This is a genomic window from Bifidobacterium scaligerum (genome assembly GCF_002802865.1).
GTDB classification, from domain to species: domain Bacteria; phylum Actinomycetota; class Actinomycetes; order Actinomycetales; family Bifidobacteriaceae; genus Bifidobacterium; species Bifidobacterium scaligerum.
The window spans coordinates 132917-146143 of record NZ_PGLQ01000004.1; the positions used below are offsets into that span (position 1 = coordinate 132917).

10 protein-coding genes are annotated in these 13227 nt (G+C 57.6%); 7 read left to right on the forward strand and 3 right to left on the reverse strand.

The window, feature by feature from the left end; all coding sequences use genetic code 11:
- Positions 1-235: 235 nt before the first annotated feature.
- The gene (locus CUU80_RS07605; protein ID WP_100496708.1) at positions 236-1213 is read left to right on the forward strand and encodes an aldo/keto reductase family protein; all 978 of its coding nucleotides are present in this window, start codon (positions 236-238) and stop codon (positions 1211-1213) included.
- Positions 1214-1216: 3 nt separating this feature from the next.
- On the opposite strand, the gene CUU80_RS07610 is transcribed toward CUU80_RS07605, so the two are convergent.
- Positions 1217-1435 (reverse strand): hypothetical protein, encoded by a 219-nt coding sequence (locus CUU80_RS07610; protein ID WP_100496709.1) that lies wholly within the window; start codon positions 1433-1435, stop codon positions 1217-1219.
- On the reverse strand, positions 1432-3069 hold the full coding sequence (locus CUU80_RS07615; RefSeq protein ID WP_100496710.1) for a Y-family DNA polymerase: 1638 nt from the start codon (positions 3067-3069) through the stop codon (positions 1432-1434). Before CUU80_RS07615 ends, CUU80_RS07610 begins: the two co-directional genes overlap by 4 nt.
- A 172-nt stretch (positions 3070-3241) precedes the next feature.
- Here CUU80_RS07615 and CUU80_RS07620 point away from each other — a divergent pair, with 172 nt between their 5' ends.
- The 6 genes from CUU80_RS07620 to purD all read left to right on the forward strand — a co-directional run bounded on the left by CUU80_RS07620 (position 3242) and on the right by purD (position 10913).
- A complete protein-coding gene (locus tag CUU80_RS07620; RefSeq protein ID WP_100496711.1) occupies positions 3242-3520 on the forward strand; it encodes a hypothetical protein in 279 nt (92 codons plus the stop codon).
- Positions 3521-3532: 12 nt separating this feature from the next.
- Positions 3533-4939 carry a zinc-ribbon domain-containing protein gene (locus tag CUU80_RS07625; protein ID WP_133119407.1) on the forward strand — a complete coding sequence of 469 codons (1407 nt, stop codon included), beginning with the start codon at positions 3533-3535 and terminating at the stop codon, positions 4937-4939.
- A gap of 413 nt (positions 4940-5352) precedes the next feature.
- Positions 5353-6864: a DUF6020 family protein gene (locus tag CUU80_RS07630; protein WP_100496713.1), complete on the forward strand. Its 1512-nt coding sequence runs from the start codon at positions 5353-5355 to the stop codon at positions 6862-6864.
- Positions 6865-6948: 84 nt separating this feature from the next.
- On the forward strand, positions 6949-8457 hold the full coding sequence (gene purF / locus CUU80_RS07635; protein WP_100496714.1) for an amidophosphoribosyltransferase: 1509 nt from the start codon (positions 6949-6951) through the stop codon (positions 8455-8457).
- A gap of 72 nt (positions 8458-8529) precedes the next feature.
- Positions 8530-9567, forward strand: coding sequence for a phosphoribosylformylglycinamidine cyclo-ligase (gene purM, locus CUU80_RS07640; protein ID WP_100496715.1), 1038 nt, complete (start codon positions 8530-8532; stop codon positions 9565-9567).
- Positions 9568-9644: 77 nt separating this feature from the next.
- Positions 9645-10913, forward strand: coding sequence for a phosphoribosylamine--glycine ligase (purD, locus tag CUU80_RS07645; RefSeq protein ID WP_100496716.1), 1269 nt, complete (start codon positions 9645-9647; stop codon positions 10911-10913).
- A 320-nt stretch (positions 10914-11233) separates the two neighbouring features.
- Here the strand turns inward: purD and CUU80_RS07650 are convergent, their stop codons facing one another.
- On the reverse strand, positions 11234-12802 hold the full coding sequence (locus CUU80_RS07650; protein WP_100496717.1) for an aldehyde dehydrogenase family protein: 1569 nt from the start codon (positions 12800-12802) through the stop codon (positions 11234-11236).
- Positions 12803-13227: the final 425 nt, after the last annotated feature.

The window sequence follows — 13227 nt, forward strand, 5'->3', positions numbered from 1 at the left end:
ATGAGCAAGATATCTCGCCGTTCTTTGTTTCTGTCCCGTGCGATGGGGCACAGGCCGCGACACGCGCAACGGCAACCTGACAGTTTGCGTTCAAGTGCGGTTGAACTGTTTCAATATGAATTGTTAGCGCTCACGGAAATTCCGTGATATTATCGATAAACAATCGGCGAGCAATTGACGTGCGAGGCGGCGTCTCCGTTCCTCACACGACACGCAACGAACAAAGGAGCAGACAATGAAGTATCGCAGCGTGGGCAAGTCGGGATTGAAGATCAGCGAAATCGCGCTGGGCAGCTGGGTCACGGACCTCAAAGGCACGGCGGCCGAGGACGTGGCCCATGAGACCGTGAAGTTGGCATATGACAACGGCGTCAACTTCTTCGATTGCGCGGACGCCTACTCGGGCGGCGCAGCGGAACGCTTCCTCGGTGAGGTCTTGAAGGAGTATCCCCGTAAGGAACTGGTTATTTCCAGCAAGGTCTTCTTCCCCACCGGCGACGGCGTAAACGACCGCGGCCTGTCTCGCAAGCACATTTTCGAAAGCATCAACCAGACGCTGAAGAACATGCAGCTTGACTACCTCGACATGTACTTCTGCCATCGCTTCGACGAAACCACCGACCTGACCGAAACCTTGCGCGCCATGAGCGATCTCGTGGCACAGGGCAAGGTGCTCTACTACGGCGTTTCCGAGGAGTGGGGTTCAGCTCGCCTCGAAGAGGCCCAGCGCATCATCGACCGCTACAACCTCTACCCGATCACCGTGGTGCAGCCACAGTACAACCTGCAGGACCGCTACATCGAGCATGAGATCATGGGCACATGCCGCAAACTCGGCATCGGCATCACCACGTTCTCTCCGCCCGCCCAGGGTCTCTTGACCGGCAAGTACCGCAAGGGCCAGCCGCTGCCGGCCGGCTCCCGCGCAACCTGGCAGTCCGACCATCAGATCAACGACCTGCTGACCGACGAAAACCTCGACAAGGTCGAGCAGCTGCGCAAGGTGGCCGACGAGCTCGGCACCAACCTGCCGATTCTGTCGATGGCTTGGATTCTGCAGCATCCGGAAATCAGCTGCGTGATTGCCGGCGCCTCCAAGCCGAGCCAGCTCGAAAACAACATCAAGGCCTCCGGCTTCGAGATTCCGGCTGACGCCATGGCTGAAATCGACAAGATCACCGGCTTCCACCGCTTCGAGCGTCACGTGGGCTGACGTTCATGCACCGAAGTCGTCGTCGCCTTGGGACTCGGCCTTGGCGATGGCGGCTTCGGCTTCTTCGGCGGTTTGCGCAATCACTCGTTCATAGCCGGTAAGAGCCGCGAACGGCATGAATTGCGCGGCACGCTTATGCCGGGACATGTGGGAATGTTTGCGCGATTGATGATGCGGCATAGCGATGATGTCATCGTATTTATGGGTCTCCTGAAGCGTCACGCGCGGTGCCCTCCTATCTGATTGTTCCGCTCAAGACCGGTAGCGCCATCTTCCATATTCATCGCTTTGACCACCGCGTTCTTGCCGAATCGTTGTTTGATGTCCAACAGCGTGCGTTCGATGGCTTCACTGGCGCCCCCCGACGAACCTGTACCGACCACCGGATCCCGATATGCGTTGAAATCACGAGCCGCGTCGTCTTGCACTTCTCCCGCGCCCAGTTCAGACGATTCCGCTTGATCGAACAGATCGAGCTGTTCGTACCGCTTACCAGCCGCGAGCTCTTCCGGCGTGGCTATATCGTCGGCTATCACAGTCAAGCGCCGCACCAAAAGCAGCGGATTCGAGATACGTTCGAACAACGACGCCATGGACCTGCGGATGCGTGCGGCGGATGCCGTATAATCACCCAATCCAATAGCACCGACCGCCGGCTTCGGCACTTTACGACCATAATGATCGTAGACTATCGGCCCTTTGTACTCTTCCGCCGCACACTCGGCCAGCTTTCTGATCGACTCCCCCTCGCAATCATCGAGCTTGCCGGGATCAAGGCTGCCGCCGTCATATCCCACGGCAAGCATCAGCCGATTCGTCCTGACACCTTTACCGACCAGATCAAGGGCAAGCGCATCCGCCATCTCCTTGACGATAAGCCGTGCGGTATGCCATGCGGCCGGACCGGTGAGCACCTGGCCGATGCTGGTGCTGTGCGCGTCCGGCTCATAGCCCTGAATGTCCGCGATAGTGCATGGCTCCCAACCCCAAGCATGGTCGATCAGCAGTTCGGCATTCACTCCGAACATGCGATACAGCAGATCCTCGTTGTAATAATCGGAGGCCCGCCCCACCGAACATCTGGCGATGTCTCCCATGGTCAGCAGACCGGCCCGTTCCAGTTTGCGCGCGTATCCACGTCCTACGCGCCAGAAATCGGTGAGCGGCCTGTGGTTCCACAGCAGCCGCCGGTAGGACATCTCGTCCAGCTCCGCCACGCGTACCCCATCCGCATCGGCGGGCATATGTTTGGCCACGATATCCATAGCGACCTTGGCCAGATACATGTTTGTGCCGATACCCGCGGTGGCGGTGATGCCGGTCTCGTCGAGAATGTCGCGCACGATGGCACGAGCCATTTCATGCGGCGTCATGTTCAACGACATAAGATACGGCGTGGCGTCGATGAACACCTCGTCGATCGAATAGACATGAATATGTTCAGGAGCCGCATATTTCAAATAGATGCCGTATATTCGCCCACTGACCTGCAAATAGTGCGCCATCCGAGGGGGCGCGATCACCATAGTCGCCTTCAGCCCCGGATGCACAGATAATTCGCGAGCGCGATACGACTCCCCCACAAACCGCCCGCCCGGCGCACGAACCGCACGCATCATATTGACTTGGGCCAACCGTTGCCTAGCCTCGAACAAACGCGGACGACCGGGAATGCCATAAGCCTTGAGTGATGGAGAAACGGCCAGACAGATGGTTTTATCGGTACGTGTTTCATCCGCCACCACCAAGTGCGTGGTCAGCGGGTCAAATCCGCGGGACACACACTCCACCGAAGCGTAGAAGGATTTCAGATCAATGGCCAGATAGACCCGAGATCGGCTTCGCCCCTCCCCCATCGATCCCACCTGCCCTTCTCATGCCTCATTCGCGCATCATTTGTTCGATCCTTGCAATACAGCATACCAGAAAACTCGAACATTTGTTCGACACACCGACTGCTGCGATGCGCAATCGCTTTCTATAATGGATATGTGTCAACGGATGACGCATGGGGGAAAGGGGTGATCAATGTCGATTCATCAACAACCATCAGGTTACGCATGTCATGGTTCAGGCAACGACCGACATCACGGCACCATCGCATCGAATATGACACATGTCAGCGCGCGACAAGCATACGCGCTTATGACCGTCCTATTCGTCGCCGTATTCAGCATGCTTCCATCCGTCTGTTTCGCACCCACCGTTTGGGCGTCAGAGGACGCCAACGCACAATCGCAGGAAATCGATTTGTCCGACGCCATGACGCCGGACGATATGAACAAGTTGTACGACAACGGCAATTAATCCGTCGCGCTCATGTCCCCCTCCATTTACGCTTCGGATGACAGCAGGTACTTGTATTACCTGTCCCGCTCCAAGCAAGGCGTGATGAATGTTTTCGACACCAAAGACGGCAAACAAATCGATGTCCTGAAAATCTACGATGGCGAGCCAGACGGGTTCAACATGAAAATCTCGCCTTCCGACGCATCGCAATTGGCCATATTCGCCGAAACCGGCAACGACGCGCACAGCACCATCCAATACACTTCGGTCGATCTCAACCAGCACAAGGCGACCCGATACGCCAACATCGACGGCACCGGCAACGAATTGGCTGTAGGCGCATCCTCCGACGGGGCAACGCTATACATCGCGCAATCCGGCGACCAAGATGACGATTGGTCACTCGACATCATAGATGCCACAAGCGGTAAAACAACTTCCAGTATCGACTTCTCCAACTCACTGCCCATGGGAATCGTGGCGGTGCTGGACAACGGGAAACGCATACTGACATACGACGCCGACGGATACGATGTCTTCGACATCGACACCGGAGATATCCTGCATCACATCGACAATCCCGGACAAAACGCGTACTTTCTTCCGTTGACCACCGCCATCAGCCCCAACGGCAAGACGTTCTATGTCTCGACGTATGAATCAGATGGCGGCAGCGTCCGGGCATACGACATCAGCAACGGCACGGAGATACAGCGCTACCCGGCGATAGTCACCTCCAATACGGCTCTCCGGGTCACACCAGATGGAAAATCCCTGATTCTGCCGATTACCGGCAAGAAAAACTTTTCAGGGCCCATTGACTCTGTACAGCTGCTTGACCTCAAGTCTGGCGACATGAATCCGATGCTGACCGATCCTCCGGAGGAATCGGCTGGCGCATCATTGCAATCCGTGGGCATAGTTGCAGATGCCGACTGCACACATCTGCTCCTGCGCGTAGGACAGACCGTCACCATGTGGCCGACTGGACTGAAGAGCGCTTCCAAGAACACCTCCGAGGAATCGAAGGCCAACCCCTCACCGCAAGTCCCGTGGATTCCCATCATCGCCGCCGGTGCAGTGGGCGTACTGGCTATTGCCATCATCGTGGCATTGGTCATACGCAAACACCAGCACCACCCGTCTCCAGTTCCGGCGACAGCTCCCGTTGCAGCGATGCCAGCAAGGTCGCTCCCCACGCCTGTCGCAATGGCACCAGCACCACAACCGCAAATACCAATGCCCACACCGGCGTCGAGCACGATTCCTTCAGTACCGCTTCCGAGCTATGGCAACGATACGCAACAATCCGAGTTCGCAGCACCGACATCCCAGCAATCCAATGCCTCACAGTCTAAGTACTGCACGCAATGCGGCAATCCTGTGGCGCCCGGCACCCGATTCTGCAGCAACTGCGGCGCGCCCACGGCATCATGAACGGGGCACGGCAACCGATAAATTCGACGTCTCCTGACGATACCGTTCGTCCCATAGACACCGGGCAACCAGAAACTCCTCCCAGTCACCACCGCTTTCAGGTCCGCCCATCCACCGTCATTGCCATTGGAGCATTGGCCGGGATGGGATTGCTCGCCGATCTGCTTGACGCCGGGAAAGTCATGCCGCCGCCGGCAAGCTGGCCTATACGATTCGCCACTTATGTATGTACACTCTCAGTGTTGTACGCAATCGGGCGCAGAGGCATGGATTGGCTACGTGCGTCAGATGCACATGACAGTGAATCAATATGGCCTTGGGTGGCGCCTCCATCCGGTAACCAGAGTCAATATACGAATGCGCATCCACGGGATCAGCGGCATCCTGTTCGCCAAATATCGGCTACATTCGCATTGATATCGCTATGCTGGCTGCCATATGCCATACTGCTGTATCCGGGAGTCATCTGGTACGACACCGAACAGCAACTGCTGCAATGGGGCGGATTGCCGAACGTCTATACAGATGGCCAGCTCAACGATCATCATCCGATATTCGACACCATGCTATACGGCCTGTTCATGGATGCCGGACGCGCGTTGGGATCGGCGGATGCAGGTATTTTCGCATTCTCCCTGCTGCAGATGCTGTTCACCGCTGGCGTCGTGGCTGTATTCCTGTACAGTCTGGGCATGCTGGGCGCGTCCAGACGAGCGCAACGTTTCGTCGGAGTGCTGCTCTGCGCATTTCCACCAGTGCCGATATGGGCCTGCGCTGTGGCGAAGGATTCCACGAATCTGCCGTTTCTTCTGACATTCATCCTGCTGCTCTTCATCGGTCCGGTCACCATCAGCAATGGCATCCCCCAGCGCAGGCTGTCTGTCCTGCACCCCAAAGCATGGACAGCAGCATTGACGTGCTGCGCATGCTTCATCACGCTGACCAAGAAGACCGGAGCAATCTTCATCATATTCGTCACCATCATGTATCTCGCGCGGTGGATACGGCACGAGATATACATGAGGCGACCCATACGCGCGCAACGACAATGCCATATCGCACATGTACAGCAACAATGCTCCGAGCAGAAACAGAGCGGCGCAGCAACACATATTTCCGGTGAGCGAACCATCATATCGACGTTGATATGCGCAACAGTGTGCTCGTTATCACTCACCTGCCTCATCATGCCGCTGATAGTGCTGCCGCTATTCCATGTCACGCCGGGTGGCAAACAAGAATTACTCGGACAGGCATTTCAGCAGGCCGCGTTGACGCTCAACAAACACGGAGAGAGCATGAGCGACGCCGACCGACAGGCCTTTACCGATATGCTCGGCCGTGAGGCAACCGTCCGATACGCATATTGGACCGTGGACAGTGTCAAGGGAGACACGTGGAGCCCGCAGCAGGAACAGGCCCTGCCCGCGTTCCTCAAGGCATGGGTCAGCGAAGGCATACGCCACCCGATAACCTATATGCAATCGTATCTGGCTGTGGAGCAAGGATGGTTCGCCTTCCCGCACAGTTCAGACAGCGATCACAACGCCTATCTGACTCCGACACCGACACATATGGTGACGCGTCATTTCGAAGGTGCCGGTCAGCTGGGATTAACATTCAACGACGGACGCATCGCCGGGGTAATGGAGGACACCATCTCCTGGTTCCAGGAATCGCCAATCGGTATGCTGACATCGTCCAAGGCGCTGTGGTCCACATGGACGTTGATCTTTCTTATAGAAGAAAGCCGCCGATACCGCGCTGCCATGAAAACCCTCATTCCTCTCATCGCGTGGAACGCGATCCTCTGGCTTTCCCCGGTAACCACCACGGATGAAACCATGCGTTATCTGATGCCTGTCTTCTTCCTAGTCCCCTTGACCTTCGCCATGCTCACCACGCGGGAAGCATCTACGGCATGACCGGGCGCTCGATGTAGCCGCCGATTGGTAGGGTGAACAAGTAGTGAACTCCATGTTTGACCACGTTTGAAAAGGAGCTTTGGCTTGTCGGCTGAACTCGAAGACATTCATGAGGAATGTGGCATCTTCGGCGTATGGGGTCATCCCGACGCCTCTCGACTCACCTATTTCGGTCTGCACGCGTTGCAGCATCGCGGTCAGGAAGGCGCCGGCATCGTCTCCAATGACCATGGTCACCTTATCGGACACCGCGGCCTGGGCCTCTTGACCCAGGTGTTCGGCGACGAGCGTGAAATCGAACGATTGAAAGGCGATCGCGCCATCGGCCACGTGCGCTACGCCACTGCGGGCTCCGGTACCACAGACAATATCCAACCGTTCATCTTCCGCTTCCATGACGGCGACGTGGCCCTGTGCCACAACGGCAATCTGACCAATTGCCCGTCGTTGCGCCGCAAGCTGGAGGACGAGGGAGCGATCTTCCATTCCAACTCGGATACCGAAGTGCTCATGCACTTGATCCGCCGCTCCCTGCAGCGCACCTTCATGGACAAGCTCAAGGAAGCGCTCAACACGGTTCATGGCGGCTTCGCTTACCTGCTCATGACCGAAGACGCGATGATCGGCGCACTTGATCCAAACGGTTTCCGCCCGCTGTCTCTGGGCAAGATGAAGAACGGCGCGTACGTACTGGCCTCCGAAACCTGCGCACTGGATGTGGTCGGAGCCGAACTGGTGCGCAACATTCGTCCGGGCGAGATCGTGGTCATCAACGAACACGGCTACAAGATCGTGCAGTACACCCACAACACCCAACTGGCCATCTGCTCAATGGAGTACATCTACTTCGCCCGTCCTGATTCGGATATCTACGGCGTCAACGTGCACTCCGCCCGCAAGCGTATGGGCGCACGTCTCGCCGCCGAGTCTCCGGTCGAGGCGGATATGGTCATCGGCGTGCCGAACTCTTCCCTATCCGCCGCATCGGGCTATGCAGAAGCTGCGGGCCTGCCCAACGAAATGGGTCTGATCAAGAACCAGTATGTGGCTCGTACCTTCATCCAGCCCACACAGGAACTGCGCGAACAGGGTGTGCGTATGAAGCTTTCCGCCGTGCGCAGCGTGGTCAAGGGCAAGCGCGTTATCGTCATCGACGATTCCATCGTGCGCGGCACCACGTCCAAGCGCATCGTACAGCTGCTCAAGGAGGCGGGCGCGGCCGAGGTGCATATGCGCATCAGCTCCCCGCCGCTAAAATACCCTTGCTTCTACGGCATCGACATCTCCACCACCAAGGAGCTTATCGCTGCCAAAATGAGCGTAGAGGAGATTCGCGAGTTCATCGGTGCCGATTCATTGGCCTATCTTTCGCTCGACGGCCTCGTCGAGTCCATCGGCCTGAATGCGGACGCCCCATACGGAGGCCTGTGCGTCGCCTACTTCAATGGCGATTACCCCACCGCATTGGACGATTACGAAGCCGACTTCCTGAAGTCCCTCACGCCTGAGGATCGCGTTCGTCTGCCCGAATTCGCGCTTTACAAGAGCAAGTACATCGGCAACGAATACACGGTGCAACCCGACGGCGACTGATCATATCGCCGCTCCCCGTTATCCAACCAATACGTTACCTAACCACAGCAAGAGCAGCAAGAAAGGCCCACAATGCCCAAAGCATATGAAAACGCCGGCGTAAGCGTCGAAGCCGGATACGAAGTCGTCAGGCGCATCAAGTCGCACGTGGCCCGCACGAACCGTCCCGGTGTGGTCGGCGGCATCGGCGGATTCGGCGGCCTGTTCGACCTGGCCTCCCTCGGATACAAGGAGCCGGTGCTGATCTCCGGCACCGATGGCGTGGGCACCAAGCTCATGGTGGCCAAGATGATGAACAAGCATGACACCATCGGCATCGACTGCGTGGCCATGTGCGTCAACGACATCGCCGCCCAGGGTGCCGAACCGCTGTTCTTCCTCGACTACATCGCTTGCGGCAAGAACGATCCCGCTCTGCTGGAACAGGTTGTGGCCGGCGTAGCGGACGGTTGCGTGCAGGCGGGTTCCGCTCTGGTGGGCGGCGAAACCGCTGAAATGCCGGGCATGTACGACGAGGATGAGTACGATCTGGCTGGCTTCTCCGTGGGCGTGGCCGAGAAATCCGCCATCGTGGATGGGTCCGGCATCACCGAAGGCGATGTGCTCATCGGTCTGCCGTCTACCGGCATTCACTCCAACGGTTTCTCCTTGGTGCGCAAGGCTTTGTTCGAACAGGCCGGCTACACCGTGGACACCGTGTTGGACGAACTGGACGGCAAGACCCTCGGCGAGGTGATTCTCACTCCCACCAAGATCTATGTCAAGGCCCTCTCCCCGCTGTTCAAGGCCGGCGTCGTCAAGGGCGTTGCCCACATCACCGGCGGCGGTTTCATCGAGAACATTCCGCGTATGATCCCGGACGGCCTGGCCGCCGAAATCGAACTTGGCACCTGGCCTGTGCTGCCGATCTTCAACGTGTTGGAAAAGGCCGGCGAGATCGATCACAAGGAGATGTACAACATCTTCAACATGGGCATCGGTATGGTGCTTGCCGTATCCGCTGACCGCGCGGATGAAACCCTTGATCTGCTCAAGTCCAACGGCGAGACCGGCTACATCATCGGTCGCATCGCCCCGGATGCAGACGGCACCCAGATCGTACTGAAGTAAGACGTTCATTTTGGCTTCTGTTGTTGTGCCGTGCAGTACAACAACAGAAGCCAAATATGCGAAAGGACTTTGAAAAAATGGGACAGAAGGTTCTGGTCATCGGTTCGGGCGCACGCGAGCACACCATCGCCTACACCCTGCTCAAGGGTGCCAGTGTAGATGAAGTGACCGTAGCCCCCGGCAATCCCGGCATGCTCAAGGATGGTATTCATACCACGGCTCTCAGTGAATCAAACCATGCCGCACTCATCGATTTCGTGAAGGACAACGGCTACGACTGGGTCTTTGTGGGCCCGGAAGTCCCGCTTATTGAAGGTCTGGTGGACGATTTCGCCGCAGCCGGCATCAAGGCGTTCGGTCCGAACAAGGCCGCGGCTCAGATCGAAGGCTCCAAAGACTTCGCTAAGCAGCTCATGGAACGTCACGGCATCCCCACCGCCAAGTACCAGACGTTCTCCGATCTGGAAAGCGCTCAGCATTATGTCCATGAGCACGGTGCCCCGATCGTGATCAAGGCCGATGGTCTGGCCGCCGGCAAGGGCGTGACCGTGGCCATGGACGAGCACACTGCACAGCGTGCTCTGGAGGACATTTTCATCGACCACCGTTTCGGTTCCGCCGGCGCCAAGGTTGTTATCGAAGACTTCCTGGAAGGTCAGGAATTCTCCCTCATGAGCTTTGTGAACGGCACCGAATTCTGGCCTATGCCGATTTCCCAGGATCACAAGCGTGCTCATGATGGCGATGAGGGCCCGAACACCGGCGGCATGGGCGCCTACAGCCCGGTTCCGCAGATCCCGCAATCCGTAGTGGATGAGGCCATCGAAACCATCGTTCGTCCCACCGTGGAAGGCATGGCTGCGGAAGGTACGCCGTTCACAGGCATTCTGTACGCAGGGCTTATCGCCACTGCGGACGGCCCGAAGGTTATCGAGTTCAACGCTCGTTTCGGTGACCCGGAGACCGAAGTCGTATTGCCGAAGCTCACCTCTGATCTAGGCGAAGGCATCAGCGCGATCCTTGACAACAGCACGCCGCGATTCACTTGGGATGAGCACAATGCCACACTCGGCGTGGTGCTCGCTTCCAATGGCTACCCGGAGCATGTGATCAAGGGTGCCCGTGTACCGGAAATCGAGGTAGATGAGGATTCTCACGTCTACTACGCTGGCGTGGTATCTGACGGTAAGGGCGGTCTGGTCGCCAACTCCGGCCGCGTGTTGCTGGTGGAGACCTCAGCTCCAGACATCAAGGCAGCACAGGAAAAGGTCTACGCGATTATCGACAAGCTTGAGACGCGCGGACTGTTCTACCGCCACGACATCGGCTTCAAAGCGCTGAACTGATTGATGCGGCGCATCTGCGGCGTTGCTGTCTCGTTGACGTACCTTCGTACGCCTTCCTCGACGCGCCTTGCATTTACGCCACCTCAATCAGTTCAGCAAGCTGAATGCCTGATGATGGAGCGTTAGCTGCGTTGCTCCTCGGTCGCGGTACCTTCCGTACCGCTTCCTTCGGTGCGCCTTGCTACCGCACGCATCATCACGCATTGAGCAAACGCGATAGGCTGAACATGAGAAAAGCTCCCATTGGGGAGCTTTTCTCGTTTTGGTTGGCGTGAGGACATCACGCCTAGCTCTCATCGGAGAGGGCAACAAGTTGTCTCTCAGCTCAGTCTGGTGATGAGGTCGAAGAATCGTTGCTTGGCCTCCGTGAATGGCGGATAGACCACTCGCAACGTATCCGGGAACTGTGGCTTGACCACCACCGTCTTGATGTGACTGAACGTATCGAATCCGGCTTTGCCGTGGTAAGCGCCCATACCGGAAGCCCCTACTCCCCCAAATGGCAGTCTGCTGGACAACAGATGTCCCAGCGGCAGGTTGAATCCCAACGCACCGGAACTGGTACGCCGTTCGAAGGCGAGTCTTACCGCATGGTCGTTGGAAAAAACGTATGCAGCCAACGGCTTAGGCCGGGTATTCATGAACCGAATGGCCGCATCGACATCCCGCACCACTAGAATCGGCAAAATCGGACCGAAAATCTCCTCCTGCATTACTGCTGCGTCCGGCTGAGTGCCGTACAGTACGGTTGGCGCGAAATAACGCGCTTCACGATCCACCTTGCCGCCGCAGATTATACGGCCGGTCGGATCGCTCACACCTGGCACCGGCACAATGTCGCTCGTCGATTCCGAATCATCAGCGTCAATGCCACGTCCATGCCGATTGGCAACGACTCCCGCATTAATGCGTCTGCCCATCATATCCATGGCCGCGCCGACCGCGGATGCGGCCACCACCAACGGCGAACTTGGCGTCTCGGAAGGCACGGTACCGGCTGGCAATAATCCAATGAGTCGTTCCATGTGACGATTGTTGATAATGCGACCATAATCATGTGAGGATCGCGGGTTCTCTCCGAAGAATTCAGTGATAGCCACAGCGATACGTTTCGCGAGCTTCTCAGCCACGTCCGGCGTCGCAAGTACATAATCAGGGGCCACGCAGGTCTGTCCTGCGTTGGCGAATTTGCCCCAGGCAATACGCCGTGCAGCAACGTTGATGTCCGCTGTACGGTCCACGAAACAAGGCGATTTGCCGCCAAGTTCCAACGTGACCGGCGTCAAATGCTCAGCAGCAGCCTTCATCACGATTGTTCCGACCCGCTCGCCACCGGTATAGAAAATATGATCGAACGGTTGTTTCAGCAACTCACCGGTCTCTTTCGCACCGCCTTCGACCACACACACCGCTTCCGGGTCAAGATACTGCGGTACCAATTCGGCAATGAGTCGTGATGTGTTCGCGGCCAGCTCAGAAGGTTTCAAGCACACGGCATTACCGGCGGCAAGCGCATCAGCCAATGGTGCCAAGGCAAGCAACACAGGATAATTCCACGGTGCTATGACGAGCACCGCACCTTTGGGCTCAGCCACGGTCCAACCGGCCGCAGGCTGCAGCGCCGCCGGCATCGGCTTGGGACGCCGGGCAGCCCATCTACTCAACCGGTTACGTACAAATCGAGCCTCGTCTGCCACCAGATTCAGCTCCATCAGCACGGTTTCTGCAGCCGGTTTGTCTAGATCGACCATCAGCGCCGCAATAAAATCCTCGCGATGCTCCGCAATCATCCGTCGCAACGCGTCCAACTGTTCCCGTCGCCAAGTGAGGGGCCGTGTACGACCGGATTCGTAAGCGCTACGCAACTGGGCAAACGTCGTATCGATCATGGCAAGTCCTTCCCATCCGGCCGTTCTCGGATACCGACCTGCCACCTATCGTACCGTCACTTCCGTGAGCAGAACCGTTCTCCGCCGGTGTCAATCTGATCGGCATACGACGGCCCGCCACACTGCCTAAAAACCGAAATCCTCACGGATTTCCGTCGCGGCACAGCCGCTCCCCTCACCTACGGACAGTCCACCGGACTGTCCGCTTCACGGCTCGGCAGGTTGTTTGCTTTACGGCAGTGCTACAGCAATTTCGGACGGGCTACGCCCGCACCCTGCTGACTCGCCTGACGGCTCGCCACGTTGCCTACAAACCGAAATCCTCACGGATTTCCGTCGCGGCACAGCCGCTCCCCTCACCTACGGACAGTCCACCGGACTGTCCGCTTCACGGCTCGGCAGGTTGTTTGCTTTACGGCAGTGTC

What these genes read in the sequence shown, in the direction of transcription:
- CUU80_RS07625 (WP_133119407.1), top strand. Translation starts at nt 3,533, where the DNA reads ATGTCCCCCTCCATTTACGCTTCGGATGACAGCAGGTACTTGTATTAC.
- CUU80_RS07615 (WP_100496710.1), bottom strand. Translation starts at nt 3,069, where the DNA reads ATGGGGGAGGGGCGAAGCCGATCTCGGGTCTATCTGGCCATTGATCTG.
- CUU80_RS07605 (WP_100496708.1), top strand. Translation starts at nt 236, where the DNA reads ATGAAGTATCGCAGCGTGGGCAAGTCGGGATTGAAGATCAGCGAAATC.
- purD (WP_100496716.1), top strand. Translation starts at nt 9,645, where the DNA reads ATGGGACAGAAGGTTCTGGTCATCGGTTCGGGCGCACGCGAGCACACC.
- CUU80_RS07620 (WP_100496711.1), top strand. Translation starts at nt 3,242, where the DNA reads ATGTCGATTCATCAACAACCATCAGGTTACGCATGTCATGGTTCAGGC.
- purM (WP_100496715.1), top strand. Translation starts at nt 8,530, where the DNA reads ATGCCCAAAGCATATGAAAACGCCGGCGTAAGCGTCGAAGCCGGATAC.
- CUU80_RS07650 (WP_100496717.1), bottom strand. Translation starts at nt 12,802, where the DNA reads ATGATCGATACGACGTTTGCCCAGTTGCGTAGCGCTTACGAATCCGGT.